A 22,849-nucleotide genomic window follows, 5' to 3' on the forward strand; every position below is an offset into this window, starting at 1 on the left:
TTCTTTTGCCAATCCATTACTCTTGACGCCAAGGCCGCGCACCGTGGCCATGGAGGAGCGAAATGAGGAGCAGTAACCCGGTCTTCTCGCGACGGGGGTTCAGCCGCGACAACGGCTACGCGGGCTTCAACACCGCGCCGCAGGCCGGGTACGCACAGGGGAACCCCTACGCGCAGAACCCGTACGCGAACAACCCCTACGCCCAGCAGGACGTCCAGCAGGGCGCCCCGCCGCAGGCCCCGGCCACCACCGGCCGGATGACCATGGACGACGTGGTGCTGCGCTCGGCGATGACGCTGGGCACGGTCGCGGTCGGCGCGGCCCTCGCCTGGGCCCTGCTGCCGGTCTCCAGCACCAGCTACGGCCTGGCCTTCGGCTCCGCGATCGTGGCGATGGTCCTGGCACTGATCCAGAGCTTCAAGCGCACCCCGGTGCCCGCGCTGATCCTGGGATACGCCGCCTTCGAGGGCGTCTTCCTCGGCGTGATCAGCGAGATGTACAACAGCCAGTGGAGCGGCGCCCCGTTCCAGGCGGTGCTCGGCACCATGGCGGTCACGGCCGCGACCCTGCTGGTCTACAAGGCCGGCTGGATCCGCGTCACCGCCCGCTACGCCCGCGTCGGCATGGCCATCGCCATCGCCTTCGTGCTGGTCATGGCGGTCAACCTGCTGCTGGTCGCGTTCGGCGTCGCCGAGAACGGCGGGCTGCGCAGCTTCGGTCCGCTCGGTGCGATCGTCGGCATCATCGCGATCCTGCTCGGCGCGTTCTTCCTGACCCTCGACTTCAAGCAGATCGAGGACGGCATCGCGTACGGCGCCCCGAAGAACGAGGCCTGGCTGGCCGCGTTCGGCCTCACCCTGACGCTGGTGTGGATCTACGTCGAGATGCTGCGCCTGGTGGCGATCTTCAGCAGTAACGACTAGCGGTAGCGACCAGCAGGTTCTACCAGCGGTAACGACCAGCGGTAACGACCTTCGGTCGTAAGAGAGCCGAGAAGGGCCCCGGGCACCCCGGGGCCCTTCGTCGTCTGTGCGCGCCTAGAGAAGTTTGCGCGCGGCCCTCCTCAGGTCGTACTCGTGGATCAACGCCTTCGCGTGGCCGTACGCGAGGTTGTGCTCGTGGCGGAGCCAGCTGACCTTCTCCTCGAAGCGGAAGAGGGACGGGCCTTCGGCGACCGTACGCAGCCAGTCGGACACTTCACGACCGGTGCAGTGGGGGATACGGGCGAGCATGTTGCGATGGGTCTCCTCGGAGAAGACTTGGGACATCGGCGCCTCCGGTGCGCAAAGGGGGGTTGTGGCCGGTCCTTCACGTCACCGTGCCTGAGTGTTGGCGTGTTGGCAACAGTCGGGACAGGACAGCCGACGTCAGGCGTTACGCTCACGGCGTGGTTGATACGACGCCTCTTACCCGTGCCGTGGAGCACTTCGCCGACAAGTTGAGGGCGGCGCCGCAGAGTCGGTTGCAGAGGGGGGCGGCCGCGGAGGCGCTGTCGCTGGCCAGGCAGTTGGCCGACTGGGCGCAAGCCGTCGAGGAACCGGGCGGTGCGGCCCGGGAGATGCCGGACGCGGGGATGTTCGCCGTCGCCGACCAAATCACCGTGGCCGGGAACGACTTGGCGGTGGTGCTGGAGAGCGACGCCGAGGTGGGGGATGCGGTGCGCCTGGTGGAAGAGGCGCAGAAGCGGGCGGGGGTCTGAGGCGCGGCTTCGGGCGCGGCGCCGTCGTGGCTGGTCGCGCGGTTCCCCGCGCCCCTGGGTCGCCCCTGGGTCGCCCCTGGGTAAGGACACGCCACGCCTGCTTTCAGGGGCGCGGGGAACCGCGCGAGCAACCCCCACGCACCCGCACCCGACCGCGCACCCTCAACAGATCACAGCGACGCTATGACCCGGTCCGCCAGGATGTACACGTTCTCCTCGCCGCACGCGAACGTCAGCGTGTAGGCGCCGGAGATCCCCGACCCGCCCAGCAGGTACGCCGTCTCGCCCGCGCTCAGTGCCGCAGCCAGCCGTTCCGCCGTCTCCCGGTGCCCCGGCGTCATGCACAGCGTCGTGCCGTCGGCGAAGACGTAGACGTCCAGCGTGCCCAGCGGCCCGGGGCGCACGTCGGAGAGCTCGACCCGGGACTCGGCCAGCTGCTCCAGCGTCGCGACCGTGCGCTCATGGTCGTTCACCACCGGCGACTGCACCGGTACGAAGTCCGGATGGGACGGGTGACGACGGCGGGCCGCGGCCAGCTCCGGCGAGTCGGCGGGGGCGCCCCCGCCGAAGTCGTCGGCCTCCGTGGCCGGCTCGGCGACCGGCTCCAGGCCCACGAAGTCGCTCGGCCGGGGCAGGAACGGCTCACCGTCCGCCAGGCCCAGCAGCGACGGAGTGTCGGTGGCGTCACGCGCCTCCTGCGCGGCCCAGAAGGCCCGCGCCTCGGCCAGTTCCCGCTCCCGCTCCTCGGCCAGTGCCTCGGCCACGGCGGCCCGTATCTGCTCGGCGTCCGCATGGCTGCGGGCGGCCGGCAACAGGGCGCGCATCGCGGCGGCCTGGTTCTGGGCAAGCTGGGTATGCAGCTCGGCGACCTGACGGCGCAGCTTCAGAAGGGTGCGCAGGACAGCGACGCCCACGGCGCCCGTGGCGGCCGTGATGAGCAGCAAGGCGATCGGCATGGCGCTCACTGACGTACTCCCGGTTCAAAGTCGACCCCCGACTTCCTACATCAGCTTGAAGGGTGGACTATCAAGCTGTCAGTGCGTAACGTCACGAAACGGACAGGACGTTGACCCCCAGGTTCGCCTGGATAACCATGCTGACCTGCGGCGATATCCCCCCAGAGGGAGATAGGTCACATCCTGGGGGAGATTGGATCACAAATCGGCCCGGTGTTCGGAGTTTTCTCGAACACCGGGCCGTGGCGTCACGGTGGGTTCCGTGACGGTCACTCAGGGGTCACGCGGGGGCCGTACGGTGACTCAGCTCAGACGCTCGATGACCATCGCCATGCCCTGACCGCCGCCGACGCACATCGTCTCCAGACCGAACTGCTTGTCGTGGAACTGGAGGGAGTTGATCAGCGTGCCGGTGATGCGGGCGCCGGTCATGCCGAAGGGGTGGCCGACGGCGATGGCGCCGCCGTTCACGTTCAGCTTCTCCAGCGGGATGTTCAGGTCGCGGTAGGAGGGGATCACCTGGGCGGCGAACGCCTCGTTGATCTCGACCAGGTCGATGTCGTCGATGGTCAGGCCGGCGCGGCGCAGGGCCTGCTGCGAGGCCTCCACCGGGCCGAGGCCCATGATCTCGGGGGAGAGGCCGGTGACGCCGGTCGACACGATCCGGGCGAGCGGGGTGAGGCCGAGCTCGCGGGCCTTGGTGTCGGACATGATGATCACGGCGGCCGCGCCGTCGTTCAGCGGGCAGCAGTTGCCGGCCGTGACCAGGCCGTCGGGGCGGAAGACTGGCTTCAGCCCTGCCACGGCCTCCAGGGTGACGCCGGCGCGCGGGCCGTCGTCCTTGCTGACGACCGTGCCGTCGGGGAGGGTCACCGGGGTGATCTCGCGCTCCCAGAAGCCGTTCTTGATGGCTTCCTCGGCGAGGTTCTGGGAGCGGACGCCGAACTCGTCCATGTCCTGGCGGGTGACGCCCTTGGCGCGGGCCAGGTTCTCGGCGGTCTGGCCCATCGCGATGTACGGGTCGGGGACCAGGCCGTCCTCGCGCGGGTCGTGCCAGGTGGAGCCCTCGGACGCGGCCGTGGCGGCGGTACGGGCCTGCGCCTCGGCGAACAGCGGGTTCATGGTGTCCGGGAGGCCGTCCGAGCTGCCCTTGGCGAACCGGGAGACCATCTCGACACCGGCCGAGATGAACACGTCGCCCTCGCCGGCCTTGATGGCGTGCAGCGCCATGCGGCTGGTCTGGAGGGACGAGGAACAGTACCGGGTGATCGTGGTGCCGGGCAGGTGGTCCATGCCCATCTGCACGGCGACGATCCGGCCGAGGTTGTAGCCCTGCTCGCCGCCGGGGAGGCCGCAGCCGAGCATCAGGTCGTCGATGTCCTTCGGGTCCAGCTCGGGGACCTTGGCGAGGGCGGCCTGGATGATCGTCGCGGTGAGGTCGTCGGGGCGCAGGTCCTTCAGGGAGCCCTTGACGGCACGGCCGATCGGGGAACGGGCGGTCGAGACGATGACTGCTTCGGGCATCTCACGGCTCCAGTGACGCGGGGATTGGCAGGGCTGCTTGGGAAGTTACCCGCACGTATGTCATCGGTCACCGGTGCCGGAGTGTGACACTGGCCGCACTTTCTAAGCGCTTGCTTGGTTGGCGAGTCCGGGGTGCGAGGGTGCGCGGGACGGTGCGGGTGCGCTGGTCGCGCAGTTCCCCGCGCCCCTTACGGGGCACGTCTTCGCCGCGGGCAGTCGTGCCTCCCCCTGGGACTCCAGGGCCTCCGAGATGCCCCCGGGCGGCACGAGCGGGCGCCGGGGGCAACCCCCCTTCTGTGGGGAGGCCTGCCACCGCCGGCAAGCGCCCCCCGCCCCAGCTCACCGCTTCCCCGGCACGCCTCCCGCGGCGTACCGCCTCCCCGGCGTGCCCCCCTGGCGGCGTACCGCCTCCCCGGCGTGCCCCCTTGCGGTGCACCGCTTCGCCTCTGGGCTAGTCGGTTCTGGTCGCCCTCGACCTTGCCTCTTCGGAAGCCGAGTCGGGTGGGAGGGTGGGCGGCTCGTCGACCTGGTGGCGCCGGCGGCGTTTCAGCAGGGCCCACGGTCCCCGCGGCCCCGTCGGCATCGCCGCCGTGACCTCCGTGCCGGCCTCCGCCGCCGCCTCCGCCGCCGCACGGGCGACCGGGAGGAAGCCCTCGCGGCGGGTGACGTCGGGGCGCTCCTCCTCCTCCGGCCACAGGCCGAGGGCGGCGCAGACCGTGGGGAGCACCGCCATCGCCGCGGTGGCGTAGCCCTCCGCCGAGGGGTGGTAGTTGTCGGGGCCGAAGAGCTCACGGGGGTTCGCCGCGAACTCGGGGCCCAGCAGGTCGCCCAGCGACACCGTGCGGCCGCCCTGCTCCACCGCGCCGATCGTCTGGGCCGCCGCCAGCTGGCGTGACGCCCGCCGGGCCAGCCAGCGCAAGGGCTGTCGTACCGGCTCGATCGTGCCCAGGTCGGGACAGGTGCCGACCACGACCTCCGCACCCGCCGTGCGCAGCCGGCGGACCGCCGCCGAGAGGTGACGTACCGAGCGGGTCGGCGGCATGCGGCGGGTGACGTCGTTCGCGCCGATCATGATCACGCAGACGTCGGGGGCGGGCGAGGCCGAGCCCAGGACCAGCGCCACCTGGCGGTCCAGGTCGTCGGACTGGGCGCCGGGCAGCGCCACGTTGGTGAACTCGACCGGGCGTTCGGCGACCGCCGCGAGGCCCGACGCCAGCAGCGCGCCCGGCGTCTGCGCTGCCCGGTGCACCCCCTGTCCCGCCGCCGTGGAGTCGCCGAGCATCGTCAGGCGCAGCGGAGGCTCACCGGTGCCGTACGCGTCACCGTAGCGGCCGTCCGCCATCGGCACCCGGCCGCCGCTGTTGCCGTTGTTCACCCGGGTCCTGGCCATCCGGACCTCGGCCAGCACCAGACCGACCGCGGCCGCGCCGGCCAGCCCGATCCCGCCTCCGCCGTACGCCGCCCCGGCCGCGATACGCCGGGCCACCCGCGCCCTCGACATGTTCGTCATGCGTCGCCGCCACCTCCTCGTTGCCGCTCATCCACTCCTTGCCCCGTACAGGCCGTGCGTCAATCTCAACGGGGAGTGAACCTCCGGAGCGGGGCCTTAGGCTGGCCGTACCACCAGGACCACTTCTTTTGAAAGCGACCGGAGACAACGGTGCGATTCCACGACTCGATGATCAGCCTCGTCGGCAACACCCCGCTGCTGAGGCTCAACAGCGTCACCCAGGGCATCCAGGCCACCGTGCTCGCCAAGGTCGAGTACTTCAACCCGGGCGGTTCCGTGAAGGACCGCATCGCCCTGCGGATGATCGAGGCCGCCGAGAAGAGCGGGGAGCTCCGGCCCGGCGGCACCATCGTGGAGCCGACCAGCGGAAACACCGGGGTGGGGCTGGCGATCGTGGCCCAGCAGAAGGGGTACAAGTGCATCTTCGTGTGCCCCGACAAGGTCAGCACCGACAAGATCAACGTGCTGCGGGCGTACGGCGCCGAGGTCGTCGTCTGCCCCACCGCCGTCGACCCCGAGCACCCGGACTCGTACTACAACGTCTCCGACCGGCTCGTCCGGGAGACCCCCGGTGCCTGGAAGCCGGACCAGTACTCCAACCCGAACAACCCCCTGTCGCACTATCACTCGACCGGCCCTGAGCTGTGGGAGCAGACGGAGGGGAAGATCACCCATTTCGTGGCGGGCGTGGGCACCGGCGGCACCATCTCCGGCACCGGCCGCTACCTGAAGGACGCCAGTGAAGGCCGGGTCCAGGTCATCGGCGCGGATCCGGAGGGCTCCGTGTACTCCGGCGGGTCGGGGCGGCCGTACCTCGTCGAGGGCGTCGGCGAGGACTTCTGGCCGACCGCCTACGACCGGACCGTCGCCGACGAGATCGTCGCGGTGTCCGACAAGGACTCCTTCCAGATGACCCGGCGGCTGGCCAAGGAGGAGGGCCTGCTGGTCGGCGGCTCCTGCGGGATGGCGGTCGTGGCGGCGCTGCGGGTGGCCGAGCGGCTGGGCCCGGACGACGTCGTCGTCGTCCTGCTCCCGGACAGCGGCCGCGGCTACCTCAGCAAGATCTTCAACGACGAGTGGATGGCCGACTACGGCTTCCTGGAGGACGAGGGCCCCAGCGCTCGCGTCGCCGACGTGCTCAGCGACAAGGCCGGCGGCTCCATCCCCTCCCTCGTCCACATGCACCCGGAGGAGACCGTCGGGGAGGCCATCGAGGTGCTGCGCGAGTACGGCGTCTCGCAGATGCCGGTCGTGAAGCCGGGCGCCGGGCACCCGGACGTGATGGCCGCCGAGGTCGTCGGCTCGGTCGTCGAACGAGAGCTGCTCGACGCGCTGTTCAGCAAGCGGGCCTCCCTGGAGGACCCGCTGGAGAAGCACATGAGCGCGCCGCTGCCGCAGGTCGGTTCCGGTGAGCCGGTCGGCGACCTGATGTCGGTGCTGGGCGCGGCGGACGCGGCGATCGTCCTCGTCGAGGGCAAGCCGAAGGGCGTCGTCAGCCGACAGGACCTGCTGGCCTTTCTCGCCAAGGGCGGCAAGCACTAGCCAACGTGCGGTGAACTGCCCGTGACACCGGGGAACTTACGGTCTCCTGGCCAAGCGGTGGACTTCGCGGAAGTGGTACGAGCGTGTCACGTCCACGCAGCACACGCTTAACACGGGTCCGGCACATTGGTGGGTGTCGGCAGGGCGGGAGCGGCTCCCCGCCCCGGCCGGCACCGAACGTCCAAGGACCTCCGGAGCGGCTCCCGGACCTCCATGGACGCTTGGACGCGCAAGCCCGGCCCTGACCCGGCTCGCGTCCCTCGCGGGGACCGCCGTCGTCCCGCCCCCCGGTAACGGGGGTGCGGCGGTCCCCGCGCCCCTTTGTGCGCCTGAACCGGCGCCGCTCTCGCGGACGGGGTTGCTCGCCGTCGTGGTTCCTCAATGATGGGTTGCGGCCGTCGTCGCTTTCCAACTGCCCAGCAATGTGAGCCGTTCCGCCGTCTCCGAGCCCGGCTCCGGGGTGTACGCCACGATCGTCTGGTCCGGGTCGGTCGGGACCGTGAGGGTCTCGTAGGGGAGGGTCAGCAGGCCTGCCACCGGATGCTGGATGCGCTTGGTGCCGTACGCGCACTCCTTGACCTCGTGGTCCGCCCAGAGCCGGCGGAAGTCCGCGCTCTTCAGCGAGAGTTCGCCGACCAGCGCGGCCATGCGGGGGTCGTCGGGGTGGTGGCCCGCGTCGATGCGCAGGTTGGCGACGGTCTGGGCGGCGACGGCGGCCCAGTCCGGGTAGAAGCCCGCGGCCGCCGGGTCGAGGAAGACCTGGCGCGGGATGTTCCGCTCGGCCGGGGCCAGGGCACTGAACCCGTTCACCGCGTCGCCGAGCGCGTTCCAGGCCAGCACGTCCATCCGGCGGCCCAGCACGAACGCGGGCGTCCGCTCCATGCCGTCCAGCAGCAGCTGTACGCCGGGGCGGACGCGGGGGCGGGCCGGGCGCCCGGTGCCCTTCTTCTGCGGGCGGGCCACCGTCAGCAGGTAGGCGTGCTCGGTCTCGTCCAGGCGCAGCACGCGGGCGATCGCGTCGAGCACCGCGTCCGAGACTCCCCCAGACTTCGTCCGGGAGGGGCCCCCAGGGCCCCTGCCCTGTTCCAGGCGGATGTAGTAGTCGACGCTCACGCCCGCCAGCTGCGCCACCTCCTCGCGGCGCAGGCCCGGTACGCGGCGCCGCCCGTGCGAGGGCAGCCCCACCTCCTCGGGCTGGAGGCGGGCACGGCGCGAGCGCAGGAAGTCTCCGAGTTCCCCGTCCATGGGTTCGATCGTAGGGGAGTCGCGTCCTTCCAACCTGGTTCTGCCAGACCCAGGAAAAGCTCAGCCCTGGGTAGGCCGCCCGGACCCGGCGAGTGTGGAGACACGCCACCGGGGCCGTCCCGGCGGCACTGACCAGGGAGTACCTCATGTCGTACGACAACCTGTCCGGCCGTACCGCCGTCGTCACCGGCGCCGCCAGCGGGATCGGGGCGGCGGTCGCCCTCCGGCTCGCCGGGTCGGGAGCCCGGGTGGCGCTGCTCGCCCGGCGCGCGGACCGGCTGGAGACGGTCGTGGCGAAGATCCGGGCGAACGGCGGCGAGGCCCTCGCCGTCGTCGCCGACGTCACCGACGATGCGTCCGTCCAGGCCGCGGCCGACGCCGTGCACGCGGCCTACGGGAGCGTCGACCTCGTCGTCAACAACGCCGGCGTCATGCTGCCCAACCCCGTCGACGACGGCCGCATCGACGAGTGGCAGCGCATGCTCGACACCAATGTCACCGGTGTGCTGCGGGTGCTGCGGGCCTTCACCGGGGACCTGGTGGCGGCCGCGGCCGAGGGCCGTACCGCCGACCTCGTCAACGTGTCGTCCGTCGGCGCGCACGTCGTCTTCCCCACCTTCGCAGTGTACGGCGCCACCAAGGCCGCCGTCACCTTCCTCTCGCAGTCCCTGCGTGCCGAGTTCGGGCCGCGTGACGTGCGGGTCACCAACGTCGAACCGGGCCTGACGGACACCGAACTCGGCACGCACATCGACGGCGAGGAGCTGCGCGAGCAGGTGGCGGGCATGTTCGACGGGATGGGCGCGCTGGCCGCCGAGGACCTCGCCGACCTGGTCGGCTATGTGGTGAGCCGCCCCCGGCACGTCAACCTGCGGCAGGTCGTCGTCCAGCCGACCCGGCAGGTGTGACCCGGCCCGGCCCCGGCTCGGGCCCCGGGTCAGTCCTCGTGGTCGCGGTCGCCCCGCTGGAACAGGCCGGGGTTGAGGCGGACGGCCTGGGCCATGTTCACGCCGACGATGCCGAGCCAGGTGGCGATCAGGCCGGCCGTGCCGCCGAACGTGCCGCCGAGCGCCGACAGCGGGACCGCCAGCACCAGTGAGACGATCGCGAAACCGAACCGCTCTCCCCAGGAGTCGGTGCCCTTGCCGCGCCGCGTGCCCCGGGCCACCTGGAGTTGCTGCTCGGCCAGGGTCCTGCGCAGCCGGCGCTCCACCGCGCCGTCGATGCGCTGGTCGATCTTCTCCAGGAAGGAGTCGGCCAGTTCCGACTCGTACTCGGGCCCCAGTTCCCTGCGGGCGTGCAGGGTGGCGTCGAGTTCCTTCTTCAGGTCGGTGTCATGCGCGTCCGTCATGGAGCCCACGGTAGGGAGCCGCGGTGCGCGGCGCACTGGGGTAAGCCCCCGCAATTCTCCGGGGGCGCGCCCTCAGGGCAGCAGCGACACCAGCCCGCTGTCCAGGTCGAACCGTGCCGCGACCACCGATGCCCCCGCGAACGCGGGATCCGCCCGGATCGCGTCCCGCACCCAGGCCGTGTGCGCCCGTATGGTGTGCTCGGCCCAGTCGCCGGGCAGCGCCCTGGTGCGGCGGGCGGCCGGGGTGATCTCCTCGACGAGGAGTTCCAGGTGACCGGGGACGGCTGCGCCGGTGCGCAGCCGGCCGAGGGTGGCGGCGACGGCCCCGCAGCGCTCGTGGCCCAGCACCAGGACCAGAGGGACGCGAAGTTCGGCCACGCCGTACTGGATCGAACCGAGCACGGCCTCGTCCAGCACCTGTCCGGCCGTCCTTATGCACAGCAGGTCGCCGAGGCCCTGGTCGAAGACCAGCTCGGGGACGACCCGGGAGTCGATGCAGCCGAGGACGACGGCGAACGGGTGCTGTTCGCCGGCCAGCAGCCGGCGGTGGCCGACGATGTCGTGCGGGCGGCGCGGGCGGCCGGCCGCGTACCGCCGGTTGCCGGCGAGGAGTTCGTCCAGTGCGGCGGTGGCGGTGGCGGGAGCGGGGGAGTGCGGTCGGCCGGTGCCGGCCGTCGCCGGTGTGGGGGCGACGGCCAGCGCGCCGACGGCGGTGGCGGTTGCGGTGGCGGTCAGAAAGGCCCTGCGGTTCGAGGCCATGACGCTTCCTCAGGGGTCGTGGTGCCGATGACGCCCCGTCACCGGATGTGGCGCCGGTGACGTCCCATCACCGTAAGCGCTCATCCGGTCACTCCCTGTGCTTGTTTACGGACATTTGGTACTTCCGTGAGCAGGTCCGTGAGCAGGTCCGTGAGCAGTCCGTGATCAGGCCAGCCCGTGCTGCTTCGCGTACGCGGCCGCCACGTCCTCCGGGTCCTTCTTGTCGTTGTCGACCTGGCTGTTGAGCTGGGTGAGCTGCTCGGTGGTGAGGACGTTGCCGAGCCGGGCGAGGGCCTTGCGGACCGTGTCGTCGGCCTTGCGGTCGGCGATCAGCGGGACGATGTGCTGGCTGGGGATCAGGTTCTTGGGATCGGTCAGCACCACCCAGTCGTTGGCCGCGATGTCGGTGTCGGTGGTGAACAGGTTCGCCACGTCCACGTCGCCCTTCTTCAACGCGCCCTTGACCAGCGGCCCGTCGGAGTCCAGCGACTTGAACTCCTTGAACTCGACGCCGTACACCTCCTGCAGCCCGACCGCGCCCACCCGGCGCTTCTTCACCTCGGGCGCGGCCCCGATGACCAGCTTGCCGTTCTGCTTGGCCAGGTCGGCGAGGGAGGTCAGGCCGTACTTCTGGGCGGTGGCCCGGGTGACGACGAAGCAGTCGGAGTCGGCGGCCTGTCCGTACGTCAGCACCTGGAGGCCGGCGGGCAGCGCGAGGGTGAGCGCGTTCTGCATGGTGCCCGGCTCGGCGGAGGCGTCCTTCGGGGCGAGGTAGTTGAGCAGGGCGCCCTGGTACTCGGGCAGCAGGTCGATGTCGCCGGCCTTGAGCGCGGGGATCACGATCTCGCGGGTGCCGAGGTTGGGGCGGACCTTCACCTTCACGCCGGCCTTCTCCAGTACGGCCGCGTAGAGGTAGCCGAGCACCTGGTTCTCGGTGAAGTTGGCGGTGCCGATGGTGATGCCGCCCTTGCTGGAGCCGCCGCCGGCGGTCGAACCGCTCTGCTCGTTCAGGGAGGTGATGCCGCTGGAGCAGGCGGCGAGGGCGGGGACGGAGGCCGCTGCGAACAGGCCGCCGAGGAGAGTGCGTCGGTTCATCGAGGGTCCCTAGGCAGTGCGGTGGCGGAAGAGGAAGCGCTGGAGGCTGCTCAGCAGCAGGTCCAGGACGATGGCGACGACCGCGACCAGCACCGCGCCGCCGAGCACCTGGACGAGGTCGCGCTGGGCGAGACCGTCGAAGACGTAGCGGCCGAGGCCGCCGAAGGAGACGTACGCGGCGACGGTGGCCGTGGCCACGACCTGGATGAGCGCGAGGCGCAGGCCCGTCATGATCAGGGGCAGCGCCAGCGGCAGTTCGACCTGGAAGAGGACCTGGTGGCCGCGCATGCCCTGGCCGCGGGCGGCGTCGCGGACGTCCGGGTCGACGGCCGTCATCCCGGCGTAGGTGTTGGTGACGATCGCCGGCACGGCGAGGGCGACCAGCGCCACGTATACCGGCAGCATCGACAGACCGCCGGCCAGGAAGACCAGGACGACCAGGCCGACGGTGGGCAGCGCGCGGCCGAAGGACGCCAGGTTGATGGCGACGAACGCGCCCTTGCCGGTGTGGCCGATCAGCAGGCCGATCGGGAGGCCGATCGCGGCGGCGATCAGGGTCGCGAGCAGCGAGTACTGGAGGTGCTCGGCGAGCCGGTGGGCGATGCCGTCCGGGCCGGCCCACTGGGAGCCGCTGGTCAGCCAGGTGCCGAGGTTCTTGAACAGCTCGTACATCTCAGGCTCGCCTCCTGCGCCACGGGGTGAGGACGTACTGGAGGGCCACCAGCAGGGCGTCGGCGACCACCGCGAGCAGGATCGTGAGCACCACGCCCGCGATCACCGGGGTCGGGAAGTCGCGCTGGAAGCCGTCGGTGAAGAGCTGGCCGAGGCCGCCGTCGCCGATGTAGGTGGCGACGCTCACCAGCGAGATGGACATGACCGTGGCGATCCGGACCCCCGCCATGATCACGGGGAGGGCCAGCGGGAACTCGACCGTGAGGAGGGTGCGCAGCGGGCGGGTGCCCATCGCCTTGGCTGCCTCCTTGGTCTTCGCCGGGACCGAGTCCAGCCCCTCGACGGTGTTCCGCAGCAGCACGACCAGCGTGTAGACGGTGAGGCCGATGACCGTGGTGGTGCGGGTCAGGCCGCTGATCGGCAGCAGCAGGACGAAGATCGCGATCGACGGGATCGTGAAGAGCACGTTCGACAGGCCGAGCAGGAAACCGCGCAGGGGGCGGACCCGGTGGGCGAGCACCGCGAGCGGCAGCGAGATCAGCAGGCCGAGGAGGACGGCGGTCATCGCGGCCTGGAGGTGGGAGAACGTGAGGCTGGTGAGGTCGTCGGTGTGGTCGGCTATCCACGACCAGTCGATGGTCATGCGGCCACCACCCGGGCCTCGGAGTGGGCCTGACCGGCGTGGGCGTGGATGTCGTCGCGCGACGAGACGCCGGTGAGGACGCCCTGCGCGTCGACCCGGGCGACGAGCCCGGTGGGGGAGGCGATCGACTCGCCGATGGCCGCCAGCAGGGAGTCGTCGTCCCCGAGCGGCCGTACGGGGAGTTCGGCGTCCTTCGACGCCCAGTGCAGGGGCTTGCCCGCCGCGTCGAGTACGAGGGTCCAGTCCCCCTGGGGTGCCGGGCCCTGCGGGACGTCGGCCAGGGTCTTCAGGGACAGCAGCTTCAGTCCCCTTTCCGTGCCGAGGAAGTCGGCCACGAAGTCGTCCGCGGGCCGGGCCAGCAGTTCGGCCGGCGGCGCGCACTGGACGAGGTGGCCGCCGGTGCGGAAGATCGCGATACGGTCGCCGAGCCGTACGGCCTCATCGACGTCGTGTGTGACGAAGACGATGGTCTTGTTCAACTCCTTCTGCAGGCGCAGGAGTTCGTCTTGGAGCTGGGTTCGCACCACCGGGTCGACCGCGCCGAACGGCTCGTCCATCAGGAGGACCGGCGGGTCGGCGGCGAGCGCGCGGGCCACGCCGACGCGCTGCTGCTGGCCGCCGGAGAGCTGGTGCGGGTACCGCTTGCCGGCGTCGGCGGCGAGGCCCACGGTCTCCAGGAGTTCGGCGGCGCGGGCGCGGGCCTTCTTCCGGTTCCAGCCGAGCAGCAGCGGGACGGTGGCGATGTTGTCGAGCACCGTGCGGTGCGGGAAGAGCCCGGCCTGCTGGATGACGTACCCGATGGAGCGGCGCAGTTCGGCCGCGTCCTGCTCGAGGACGTCCTTGCCGCCGACCCGGATGGTGCCGGAGGTCGGATCGACCATCCGGTTGATCATCCGCAGGGTGGTGGTCTTGCCGCAGCCGGAGGAGCCGACCAGGACGGTGACCCCGCCCTCCGGCATCTCCAGGGAGAGATCGTGGACTGCTGTCGTGCCGTTGGGGAAGCGCTTGTGGACCGCGTCGAACTGGATCATGAGATGTCCCTTGCCCGGCTGTATAACGTCATGCAGAGTTCTTCGTAGGTGAATAGCTTGTCAACGGTCTGGCGTTAATCCGAGGTAACGGATGACCGCAACGCAAGATCGGATGTCCGGATTGAGGGGAGTTTGGGCGTGTTGTCGTCTCGCATCGTGGACGCACCCGGAATAGAGCATTCCGGCCTGGTGATCCTCGACGGCATCGGAATGGGCGTCGAGGATGTCGTACGACTCGCCGACGGCGCCGCCCGGCCGGTCCCCGGCACGGACGGGATGCGGCGCGCGGACGCGTCCTGGAACGCCGCCCGGCAGATCGCCGCGACCGGCCGCGTCTACGGCCGTTCGACCGGCGTCGGCGCCAACCGGAACGAGGACGTGCCCACCGAGGCGGCCGCCGGGCACGGACTGCGACTGCTGCGCAGCCATGCCGGCGCGATCGGCGAGGAACTGCCCGCCCGGCAGGTGCGCGCGATGCTCGCGGTGCGGGCCAACCAGTTGCTGGCGGGCGGCGCGGGACTGCGGCCGAGCGTCGTCACCGCCCTGTGCGAGGCGCTGGAGTCGGGGGCGCACCCGGTCGTCAACGAGTTCGGCTCGGTCGGCACCGGGGACATCGCGGCGCTGGCCCAGGTGGGGCTGGCGCTGGCCGGGGAACACCCCTGGCGGGGCGAGCAGGTCCCGGATCCCCAGCCGCTGGACAACAACGACGCCCTCGCCCTGATCAGCAGCAACGCCCTCACCCTCGGCCAGTCGGCGCTCGCCCTGCACGAGCTGCGCGGGCTGATCGAGGCCACCCAGGTGGTGGCGGCCCTGTCGCTGCTCGCCGTCGACGGCTCCCACGAGGCCTACGCGGCCCCCGTGCACGCCGCCCGCCCGCACCGGGGCAGTGTCGAAGTCGCCCGCCGGATGCGGGAGCTGATCGGCGCCGCCGACCGGCCCACCCCGCCGCTCGGCCGTATCCAGGACCCCTACGGCTTCCGCTGCCTGCCCCAGATCCACGGCCCCGCGCTCGACGCCGCCGACGCCCTGGAACAGGTGCTGGCGATCGAGATCAACGCGGCCGCCGAGAACCCCCTCATCTCGGCGGAGGACCTCGCCGCCTACCACCACGGCGGGTTCTACCAGGCCCAACTCGCCCTCGCCCTGGACCACTTCCGGCTCGCCGTCACCCAGGTCGCGCGCCTGTCCACCTCCCGCCTCTCCTCCCTCAACGAGCCCGCCTTCACCCGCCTGCGCCCCTTCCTCGCCGACCCGGAGCCCGCCTCCTCCGGCGTGATGATCCTGGAGTACGCCGCCGGCGCCGCCCTCGGCGATCTGCGCGCCTTCTCGGCGCCCGCCTCCCTCGGGCACGCTGTACTCTCCCGAGGCGTCGAGGAGCAGGCCAGTTTCGCCTCGCTCGCCGCCCGTCAAACGCTGCGCGCCTGCCGTGCGTACCGTCTGGTGGTCGGCTGCGAACTCGTCGCCGCCGTACGGGCGCTGCGCCAGCGCGACCTGAGGCCCGAACCCGGGCTCGGGGCGGGCAGGGCGCTGGAGCTCGCCGAGGCGGTGCTCGAGGCGGACCCGGCCGACCGGCCGCTCACGGACGACGTCACGACGGCGGCCGGGCTGCTCGACCGGTTCACGGACATCTGGAGGGGGAGCACGTCATGAACGTGACCGACAGCCCTGCGACACGGTTGCAGGCGCTCTTCGAGGGGCATCGGCTGACGCCGACCCAGCGGCGCATCGCGCACAGCATGGTGCGGCGCGCCGCCGACGTGCCCTTCCTGTCCAGCGTGGAGCTGGCCGAACTGGCCGGGGTCAGCCAGCCCTCCGTCACCCGCTTCGCGGTCGCCCTCGGTTTCGACGGCTACCCGGCGCTGCGCAAGCACCTGCGCGAGGTGGTGCCCGCCGAACAGGCGGCCGGCAACGGGTCGTACAACGAGTACCAGCAGGCCGTCGAGGCCGAGATCGAGAACCTGCGGCACCTCGCCGAGGTGCTCGCCGACCCGCGTCCGGTGCGGCAGGCAGGCCGGCTGCTGGCCGCGTCCCGGCCGCTGCCGGTGCTCGGGCTGCGCGCCGCCGCCTCGCAGGCGTTCGGCTTCGCCTACTTCGCCGCCAAGGTGCATCCGGACGTCCGGCTGCTCAACGAGGGCGGCACGATGATCCACGACCGTATCGACGCGGCCGTACAGGCGGGTGCGACGTCGCTGCTGTGCTTCGCGCTGCCCCGGCATCCGCGCGAGGTCGTGGACACCCTGGGCTATGCGAGGACGGCCGGGCTGACCGTCGTGACCGTCGCCGACTCCGCCTTCGCGCCCGTGGCCAAGGTCTCCGACCTGCTGCTGCCGGCCGCCGTCGGCACCGGGCTCGCCTTCGACACGGCGTGCGCGCCGATGCTGCTGGGCCGGGTGCTCCTGGAGGCGATGGCCGACGACCTGCCGGACGCGCAGGCCCGCCTGGAGGAGTTCGACGCGCGGGCGGCGGCCCGGGGACTGTTCGTCGAATAGCCCGTCCGGTCGGACAAGCGGCTTGTCGAACGACCGGCTTTAAGACTTGTCTCACGTTCTCTGGTTAGCGTCTCGCCCGACGGACTGACTGGGCCGAGACGGGCGAGGAGGCTGCGGACATGGCGCGTGCGGTACGAGGGACACGGGGCGGACAGGGCTTGGCCCGGGTGGCCGTGGTCGTACGGGCCGGGGCCGCCCCGCTGTGGTGGTTCGGGGTGTTCGCGGCCGGGGTCGGCGTGCTGCCCGAGGGGATCACCGGGCGGCGGATCGGCGTCATGGCCGGGGCCGCGCTGTTCATCGTCAGCGCCGCCGTCGTGGCGCTCACCCGCCGCAAGCGGTACACCGCGCTGCTGCGCGGGGCCGCCCGGGCCGGCAAGCACGATGTGCTCCAGGACCGGGCGGTGACCGTGCGCAACTGGCGCCGGGGGCACCGCTGGTGGCTGCTGCTGGCCTGCGCCGTGGCGCTCGGCAGCGCCTTCGCGGTACCGGCCGCCGGCGGCATGCTGCTCGCCGGGACCGGCACCGGGCTGCGGCTGAAGGCCGCCTGGCTGGGCCGCCGGGAGCGGGCCGAGGAGCAGCTGGTGTGGCTGCGCGTCGACTGGCTCGACGGGCGCGGCGGCCGCCCGGCCGGCAAGGCCGTCAAGGCGTACCGCGGTACCGGCATCGCGGCGGGCGACGCGGCCCCGGGCGGGGCCCGCCGCCGCACCGCGGCGCTGGTGTGAACCCGGCACCCGGCGGTCAGACCTCCAGGTCCTCCTCGATCTTCCTCAGCTGGTGCCGGGCCATCGCCAGGTTGGACCGGGAGATGTCCAGCACCAGGTAGAGGAAGAGGCCGTTGCCGCCCCGGCCCTTGAGCAGCCGGATCAGGTGGTACTGGTTGGAGAGCGTGATCAGGATGTCCTCGATCTCGCCCTTGAGCCCCAGGTGCTCCATGGTGCGCATCTTGGCGCGGATCACGTCCGTGTTGCCTGCGGCGGCCACGTTGAGGTCGAAGGTCTTGCTGCCGCCCATCGTGCCGAGCGCCATCCCGGTGGTGTAGTCGACGAGCGCGACGCCGGTGGCACCCTCGATGGAGGTGAGGGCCTCTTTCAGCGCGGTTTCGGTGTTGGCCATGACTCTCTGGTTCCTTTCAACTGTCGGTTGCGGTGCGCGCGTCGGTGGTGGTGCTGGTCCGCGGCGTGCGCGTGGTTCGGGTCCGTGTGGCTGGTGTGGTGCGGGCCGGGCGCAGGGCCTTGGCGGCGGCCTCGGCGGCGTCGACCAGCTCTCCGATGCGGGCGGCGGCCCGGCGGCCCTCCAGGTGCAGCCGGCCGACGTTCACCCGGTCCTCGGCGAGCAGGGTGAGGACGGCGCTGCGGCCGGCCGCGTAGGTGGCGACATAGCCGTCCTCGCCGCGTACCAGCAGCTCCCTGAGCTCGCCCTTGCCGGTGGCGTCGGAGACCCGCACGGCGACGCCGAGCTCGGCCGCGGTGAGGGCGGCGAGGCCCTCCGGGTCGACCCCCGGGCAGTCGTGCGCGACGACCAGGCCGTCCACGCCGGCCGCGAGGGCGCCGGTGAGCTGGGGCATCCGGGTGCGTAACCGGCGCAGTTCGTCGAGGACGGCCTCTCTGCCGGAGCTGCCGGGTTCTGCCGCCATCAGCTGTCTCCTCTCGGCGGGGCGGTGCCGTTCAAAGGGCCTCCAGCGCATCCCTGAGCCTCTTCAGCAGCGCGATGTCGGGGTCGGTGACCGGGGGGAGCCGGGGTGGGGCGGCCGTGGTGCTCCTCGGGGCGAGGAGTCCGGCCGCGGCCAGCCGCCGTATGTCCACCAGCGTGTGGAAGGCCGGCCGGCCCAGCTCCCGGGCGATCTCCGGGGCCGTGCGGACGCCGTCCACCCGGTCCAGGACCGCCCGCTGGCGCTGGGTGACCGGCGGTGCCGCGACCGGGTCGGCGCGGGTCAGCGGGGTGCCGTCCGTCGACGGGTCGGGCCAGATCCGGTACAGCAGCTCGCGGCGGCGCAGGGTCTCGCGCTCCAGGGCGGTGACGGGGACCGCCGGGAACGGGCCGGCGGTGGCCGGGGTGCCGTAGCGGAACCGGCCCGGGGTGCTGCTGGGCGCGAGCGCGAAGTACCCGGCGTCGTACAGCGCGCCGAGCCGGCACAGTTCCAGGGCACCTTTCGGCAGCAGGCCGGCGTCCAGCAGCCGGTGCACCGCGGCGGGTATGTCCTCGGTCCACGGCCAGACCGCCGCGTCGAGCGTGCCGTGGGCCGTGAGGAGCACGTCGAGGCCGGGTGCGAGGGGGCTCTCGGCGTGCACCACGCGGCCCTCGGCCAGGTGCAGGGTGCCGTGTTCGCGGACCAGGACGCCGGTGGCCCGCTCCTCGGCGAGGCGTATCAGCATCGGCGAGAGTGAGCCGGCCGCCCCGTCGTGCGGGGCCGTCCGGTCCCGGACCGGCAGCGGCGGAGGTATGTCGACCACGGTCATCCCAGCACCAGCCGCTCGGCCATCTCGCCGAGCCGGATCCGGGCGAGGGCGAGATTGCCGTCCTCGCGGGCCAGCCACAGATGCAGGAACACCGTGGCGTCGAAGGACGTGACCACGAACCGCAGCAGGTGGTAGCTGTCCCGGTTGCTGACGATCAGGTCCTCCACCGGAGGGCTTATGTCGATGTCGTCAGCCGTGCTGAACGCCCCGTGCTCGGCGGCGAGCCGGGCCAGTTCGGCGGCCTCCGCGGCGGTGGTCTCGTGGTCACCGCCGGGCGCCTCCCCGACCGTGCCCAGGGCCAGCCCGCTCGTCCAGTCGACCAATGCGGCCCCCCGGGCACCGGGCAGTCGCATCGCTTCCAGTAAGCACTCGTCGATTCCGGGCACCGTGGCTCCCCTCCCACCGCCTGGCTCTCCGGTTGAGTGACGCAGACACTACGCAACGTGTGCGACGGGAGGGATGCGTTTGGCATTTTCCAGTGGAACATGCTTGCGGCAGACTAGTGTTGGTCAACTGGGCTGCTTTTCATACCAGTTGATCTCTCTGTCCCGGGTGCCTCAACGGCTCGCGGTGGTGCGCGGGGTGGTGAGCGCGTCGGCGTGCGCCCCTCCGGAATCGGCCACGATCTCCGCGACCGTCTGCGGATCCCGTACGACGGCGAACGCCACGCCTCCGTCGCCGTCCGGTCCGAAGCCGTAAACCCCGGGCCGGACAAGGGAGTTGTAGGAGTAGTGGGTGCCGAAGTAGTACGCCCCGGTGTCGAGTGCGGCCGCGTAGTCGCCCTGCTCCAGCGGCGGCAGCGCGCGCCCCTCGGCGAGCAGGTCGCCCGTGAAACAGGCCGGCCCCGCCACGTCCTGCACCACCGCCGGGCCCTCCTTGGGCCGCCCCTTGGCGTCGTACGCGGCGATCCTGAGCGGCCAGGTCCCCGGCACGTACACCGTCCGCGCCGCCACCTGTACGCCCGCGTGCGTCACCGCGATCCGCCGCCCGCCGGAGCTCTTGGCGTACTCCACCCGGGCCACCACCGTCCCATACCGGGCCAGCAGCGACCGCCCGAACTCCGTCACCAGCCCGTACCGCCCGTCGAACAGCCCCGGCACCGCCTCCGCGAGCAGCCGCGCGTACTGCGCGTACGTCGGCTCCGTCGCCTCGGACGCGAAGTTGACCGAGAGCCCGCCGCCGATGTCGAGGGTGTCGATCTGCCGCCGCCCGGTCCGCGCGTTGATCTCCTCGGCCAGCGCGTACGTCTCCGCCACGCCCCGCGCCAGCAGCGACAGCGAGATCCCCTGCGAACCGATGTGCGCATGCAGCCGCGTCAGCCACGGCCGCTCCGCGAACGCCCGTACGACCCACTCCCGTGCCCCCTCGTCCCGCAGCCCCACCCCGAACTTCGAGGTCGCCGTCGCGGTGGAGGTGGCGCCGATGCTCCCGGCCCCGATCTGCGGGTTCACCCGGATGCCGAGCGGCGAGCGGGGGAGGCCGCCGGCGGGTACCTCGTCGCTCACCAGGGCGTCGATCCTGGCCAGCTCCTGCGGATTGTCCGCGTTCACGGCGATGCCCAGCGCCAGCGCCTCGCGCAGCTCCGCCTCGGTCTTCGCGGGCGCGTCGAACACCGTCCGCTCCACCGGTACCCCGGCCGCCCGCGCCAGCGCCAGCTCACCCGCGCTGGCCACCTCGGCGCCGATGCCCTCCCCGGCCAGCAGCCGCACCACCGGCACCAGCGGGTTCGCCTTCACCGCGAAGGCGTGCAGGATCGCGGTACCGGGCGCCGCGACCGCCTCGAACGCCTGGCGCAGCGCCGCCGCCGAGGCACGGATGCCGGTCACGTCCAGCAGGCCTACGATCGGCGCGTCCGGCCCCAGCAGTCCCTGCTCCACCGCCGCCCGCACGGCGTCGTCCCGCCGCACCACCCGCTCACCGTCGTCCCCGCGGCCGTCCCTGTCCGCTCCGTCGCTCACTCCGTCGCTCACTCCGTTGTCCGCTTCGTCGTCCGCCACGACGTCCCCCGACATGTCGTCGTCCGCACCCTTAAGGCCCATAAGTCCAGCCAAACATCCGGAACGCGGCCGCGCTGGCGGACCAATGTATTGACTAGTTCTATTCAGCGGGCCAGGATGTGAATAACCGAATAACCGCAGGAACACTTCACTGGCCGTCATTCGCTAGGAGGCAGACCATGTCAGGACCCCGCCCCGTACGAGCGCCGCGCGGTACGGAACTGAGCGCCCTGGGATGGCAGCAGGAAGCCGCCCTGCGGATGCTGCAGAACAACCTGGACCCCGAGGTCGCCGAGCACCCCGACAAGCTCGTCGTCTACGGCGGCACCGGCAAGGCCGCCCGCGACTGGCGCTCCTTCGACGCCATGGTCCGCACGCTGCGCACCCTCAAGCAGGACGAGACCATGCTGGTCCAGTCCGGACGCCCGGTCGGCGTGATGCAGACCCACGAGTGGGCGCCGCGCGTCCTCATCGCCAACTCCAACCTGGTCGGCGACTGGGCCAACTGGGAGGAGTTCCGCCGTCTGGAGGGCCTCGGCCTGACCATGTACGGCCAGATGACCGCCGGCTCCTGGATCTACATCGGCACCCAGGGCATCCTCCAGGGCACCTACGAGACCTTCGCCGCCGTCGCCGCGAAGAAGTTCAACGGCACCCTCGCCGGGACCATCACCCTCACCGCCGGCCTCGGCGGCATGGGCGGCGCCCAGCCCCTCGCCGTCACCATGAACGACGGCGTCGCGATCTGTATCGACGTCGACCCGCGCGCCATCGAGCGCCGCATCGAGCACCGGTACCTCGACGTCAAGGCCGACTCGCTCGACCACGCGCTCCAGCTGGCCACCGAGGCCCGTGACGCCCGCCGCCCGCTCTCCATCGGCGTCCTCGGCAACGCGGCCGAGCTGGTCCCGCAGCTGCTCGCGATGAACGCGCCCATCGACATCGTCACCGACCAGACCTCGGCACACGACCCCCTGGCCTACCTGCCGGTGGGCGTGGCCTTCGAGGACATGGCGGACGCGGCGGCCAAGGACCCGGCCGGCTTCACGGCCCGCGCCCGGGAGTCGATGGCCAGGCACGTCGAGGCCATGGTCGGCTTCATGGACGCCGGCGCCGAGGTCTTCGACTACGGCAACTCCATCCGCGGCGAGGCGCAACTGGCCGGATACGAGCGGGCGTTCGCCTTCCCCGGCTTCGTCCCCGCCTACATCCGCCCCCTCTTCTCCGAGGGCAAGGGTCCCTTCCGCTGGGCCGCCCTGTCCGGCGAGGCCTCCGACATCCACAAGACCGACAAGGCGATCCTCGACCTCTTCCCGGAGAACGAGTCCCTGCACCGCTGGATCAAGCTGGCCGGTGAGCGGGTCCACTTCCAGGGCCTGCCGGCGCGTATCTGCTGGCTCGGCTACGGCGAGCGGGACAAGGCCGGCGAGCGGTTCAACGACATGGTGGCGAGCGGCGAGCTGGCGGCGCCGCTGGCGATCGGCCGTGACCACCTCGACTGCGGCTCCGTGGCCTCGCCCTACCGCGAGACGGAGGCCATGCTGGACGGGTCCGACGCGATCGCCGACTGGCCGCTGCTGAACGCCATGGTGAACGTGGCGTCGGGTGCGTCCTGGGTCTCCATCCACCACGGCGGTGGGGTGGGGATGGGGCGGTCCATCCACGCGGGGCAGGTGACGGTGGCCGACGGTACGAAGCTCGCCGGCGAGAAGATCCGCCGGGTACTGACCAACGACCCCGGCATGGGTGTCATCCGGCACGTGGACGCCGGGTACGACATCGCGGAGTCGGTCGCCGCCGAGCGAGGCGTGCGAGTGCCGATGCGCGAGGGTGACGACGCGTGAATCCCCGTGAGAGTGGACGTGGCGGCGGCGCTCCGG

The 22,849-nt window shown here is 71.8% G+C and carries 24 protein-coding genes; 8 read left to right on the plus strand and 16 right to left on the minus strand.

Features of this window, described 5'->3' with window-relative positions; genetic code table 11:
• Positions 1-62 precede the first annotated feature (62 nt).
• The gene (locus tag AB0N16_RS30620; RefSeq protein ID WP_365802263.1) at positions 63-923 is read left to right on the plus strand and encodes a Bax inhibitor-1/YccA family protein; all 861 of its coding nucleotides are present in this window, start codon (positions 63-65) and stop codon (positions 921-923) included.
• A gap of 114 nt (positions 924-1,037) precedes the next feature.
• Here AB0N16_RS30620 and AB0N16_RS30625 read toward each other — a convergent pair whose 3' ends face one another.
• On the minus strand, positions 1,038-1,268 hold the full coding sequence (locus tag AB0N16_RS30625) for a DUF4287 domain-containing protein (RefSeq protein WP_351706537.1): 231 nt from the start codon (positions 1,266-1,268) through the stop codon (positions 1,038-1,040).
• 119 nt (positions 1,269-1,387) lie between these two features.
• On the opposite strand from AB0N16_RS30625, the gene AB0N16_RS30630 reads away from it, so the two are divergent.
• Positions 1,388-1,699 (plus strand): hypothetical protein, encoded by a 312-nt coding sequence (locus AB0N16_RS30630; protein WP_365802265.1) that lies wholly within the window; start codon positions 1,388-1,390, stop codon positions 1,697-1,699.
• 170 nt (positions 1,700-1,869) lie between these two features.
• On the opposite strand, the gene AB0N16_RS30635 is transcribed toward AB0N16_RS30630, so the two are convergent.
• From AB0N16_RS30635 to AB0N16_RS30645, 3 genes are all read right to left on the minus strand, one after another.
• Positions 1,870-2,664, minus strand: a complete 795-nt coding sequence (locus AB0N16_RS30635) for a hypothetical protein (protein WP_365802267.1) — start codon at positions 2,662-2,664, stop codon at positions 1,870-1,872.
• A 294-nt stretch (positions 2,665-2,958) separates the two neighbouring features.
• Positions 2,959-4,179: an acetyl-CoA C-acetyltransferase gene (locus AB0N16_RS30640; protein ID WP_365802269.1), complete on the minus strand. Its 1,221-nt coding sequence runs from the start codon at positions 4,177-4,179 to the stop codon at positions 2,959-2,961.
• A gap of 451 nt (positions 4,180-4,630) precedes the next feature.
• The gene (locus tag AB0N16_RS30645; RefSeq protein ID WP_365802271.1) at positions 4,631-5,689 is read right to left on the minus strand and encodes an SGNH/GDSL hydrolase family protein; all 1,059 of its coding nucleotides are present in this window, start codon (positions 5,687-5,689) and stop codon (positions 4,631-4,633) included.
• A gap of 150 nt (positions 5,690-5,839) precedes the next feature.
• Between AB0N16_RS30645 and AB0N16_RS30650 the strand changes: the two genes are divergently transcribed.
• Positions 5,840-7,231: a cystathionine beta-synthase gene (locus AB0N16_RS30650; protein ID WP_365802273.1), complete on the plus strand. Its 1,392-nt coding sequence runs from the start codon at positions 5,840-5,842 to the stop codon at positions 7,229-7,231.
• A gap of 378 nt (positions 7,232-7,609) precedes the next feature.
• Here AB0N16_RS30650 and AB0N16_RS30655 read toward each other — a convergent pair whose 3' ends face one another.
• Positions 7,610-8,476, minus strand: a complete 867-nt coding sequence (locus AB0N16_RS30655) for a helix-turn-helix transcriptional regulator (protein ID WP_365802275.1) — start codon at positions 8,474-8,476, stop codon at positions 7,610-7,612.
• Positions 8,477-8,622: 146 nt separating this feature from the next.
• Here AB0N16_RS30655 and AB0N16_RS30660 point away from each other — a divergent pair, with 146 nt between their 5' ends.
• Positions 8,623-9,384, plus strand: coding sequence for an SDR family oxidoreductase (locus AB0N16_RS30660; protein WP_365802277.1), 762 nt, complete (start codon positions 8,623-8,625; stop codon positions 9,382-9,384).
• A gap of 29 nt (positions 9,385-9,413) precedes the next feature.
• On the opposite strand, the gene AB0N16_RS30665 is transcribed toward AB0N16_RS30660, so the two are convergent.
• From AB0N16_RS30665 to AB0N16_RS30690, 6 genes are all read right to left on the minus strand, one after another.
• The gene (locus AB0N16_RS30665) at positions 9,414-9,827 is read right to left on the minus strand and encodes a hypothetical protein (protein WP_365802279.1); all 414 of its coding nucleotides are present in this window, start codon (positions 9,825-9,827) and stop codon (positions 9,414-9,416) included.
• A gap of 72 nt (positions 9,828-9,899) precedes the next feature.
• Complete coding sequence (locus AB0N16_RS30670; RefSeq protein WP_365802281.1) at positions 9,900-10,586, minus strand: carbonic anhydrase; 687 nt, start codon at positions 10,584-10,586, stop codon at positions 9,900-9,902.
• Positions 10,587-10,751: 165 nt separating this feature from the next.
• Positions 10,752-11,681 carry an ABC transporter substrate-binding protein gene (locus AB0N16_RS30675; RefSeq protein WP_365802283.1) on the minus strand — a complete coding sequence of 310 codons (930 nt, stop codon included), beginning with the start codon at positions 11,679-11,681 and terminating at the stop codon, positions 10,752-10,754.
• Positions 11,682-11,690: 9 nt separating this feature from the next.
• The gene (locus AB0N16_RS30680; protein WP_365802285.1) at positions 11,691-12,353 is read right to left on the minus strand and encodes an ABC transporter permease; all 663 of its coding nucleotides are present in this window, start codon (positions 12,351-12,353) and stop codon (positions 11,691-11,693) included.
• 1 nt (position 12,354) lies between these two features.
• Positions 12,355-12,996 (minus strand): ABC transporter permease, encoded by a 642-nt coding sequence (locus tag AB0N16_RS30685; RefSeq protein WP_365802287.1) that lies wholly within the window; start codon positions 12,994-12,996, stop codon positions 12,355-12,357.
• Positions 12,993-14,027: an ABC transporter ATP-binding protein gene (locus AB0N16_RS30690; RefSeq protein ID WP_365802289.1), complete on the minus strand. Its 1,035-nt coding sequence runs from the start codon at positions 14,025-14,027 to the stop codon at positions 12,993-12,995. Before AB0N16_RS30690 ends, AB0N16_RS30685 begins: the two co-directional genes overlap by 4 nt.
• 141 nt (positions 14,028-14,168) lie before the next feature.
• Between AB0N16_RS30690 and AB0N16_RS30695 the strand changes: the two genes are divergently transcribed.
• The 3 genes from AB0N16_RS30695 to AB0N16_RS30705 all read left to right on the plus strand — a co-directional run bounded on the left by AB0N16_RS30695 (position 14,169) and on the right by AB0N16_RS30705 (position 17,238).
• Positions 14,169-15,677 (plus strand): aromatic amino acid ammonia-lyase, encoded by a 1,509-nt coding sequence (locus AB0N16_RS30695; RefSeq protein WP_365802435.1) that lies wholly within the window; start codon positions 14,169-14,171, stop codon positions 15,675-15,677.
• Positions 15,674-16,516, plus strand: coding sequence for a MurR/RpiR family transcriptional regulator (locus AB0N16_RS30700; protein WP_365802291.1), 843 nt, complete (start codon positions 15,674-15,676; stop codon positions 16,514-16,516). The genes AB0N16_RS30695 and AB0N16_RS30700 overlap by 4 nt, the downstream gene beginning before the upstream one ends.
• A 119-nt stretch (positions 16,517-16,635) precedes the next feature.
• Complete coding sequence (locus AB0N16_RS30705; RefSeq protein WP_365802293.1) at positions 16,636-17,238, plus strand: hypothetical protein; 603 nt, start codon at positions 16,636-16,638, stop codon at positions 17,236-17,238.
• Between the two features lie 16 nt (positions 17,239-17,254).
• Here the strand turns inward: AB0N16_RS30705 and AB0N16_RS30710 are convergent, their stop codons facing one another.
• The 5 genes from AB0N16_RS30710 to AB0N16_RS30730 all read right to left on the minus strand — a co-directional run bounded on the left by AB0N16_RS30710 (position 17,255) and on the right by AB0N16_RS30730 (position 21,011).
• Positions 17,255-17,629: a hypothetical protein gene (locus AB0N16_RS30710; RefSeq protein ID WP_365802295.1), complete on the minus strand. Its 375-nt coding sequence runs from the start codon at positions 17,627-17,629 to the stop codon at positions 17,255-17,257.
• Positions 17,630-17,645: 16 nt separating this feature from the next.
• The gene (locus tag AB0N16_RS30715) at positions 17,646-18,149 is read right to left on the minus strand and encodes a roadblock/LC7 domain-containing protein (RefSeq protein WP_365802297.1); all 504 of its coding nucleotides are present in this window, start codon (positions 18,147-18,149) and stop codon (positions 17,646-17,648) included.
• Positions 18,150-18,180: 31 nt separating this feature from the next.
• Positions 18,181-18,972, minus strand: a complete 792-nt coding sequence (locus tag AB0N16_RS30720; RefSeq protein ID WP_365802299.1) for a transcriptional regulator — start codon at positions 18,970-18,972, stop codon at positions 18,181-18,183.
• The gene (locus AB0N16_RS30725; RefSeq protein WP_365802301.1) at positions 18,969-19,358 is read right to left on the minus strand and encodes a hypothetical protein; all 390 of its coding nucleotides are present in this window, start codon (positions 19,356-19,358) and stop codon (positions 18,969-18,971) included. Before AB0N16_RS30725 ends, AB0N16_RS30720 begins: the two co-directional genes overlap by 4 nt.
• Positions 19,359-19,529: 171 nt before the next feature.
• Positions 19,530-21,011: a diaminopimelate decarboxylase gene (locus AB0N16_RS30730; protein ID WP_365802303.1), complete on the minus strand. Its 1,482-nt coding sequence runs from the start codon at positions 21,009-21,011 to the stop codon at positions 19,530-19,532.
• A 137-nt stretch (positions 21,012-21,148) separates the two neighbouring features.
• On the opposite strand from AB0N16_RS30730, the gene hutU reads away from it, so the two are divergent.
• Complete coding sequence (gene hutU, locus AB0N16_RS30735; RefSeq protein WP_365802305.1) at positions 21,149-22,813, plus strand: urocanate hydratase; 1,665 nt, start codon at positions 21,149-21,151, stop codon at positions 22,811-22,813.
• Positions 22,814-22,849 lie beyond the last annotated feature (36 nt).

It is taken from the genome of Streptomyces sp. NPDC051105, from assembly GCF_040682795.1.
Taxonomy (GTDB): domain Bacteria; phylum Actinomycetota; class Actinomycetes; order Streptomycetales; family Streptomycetaceae; genus Streptomyces.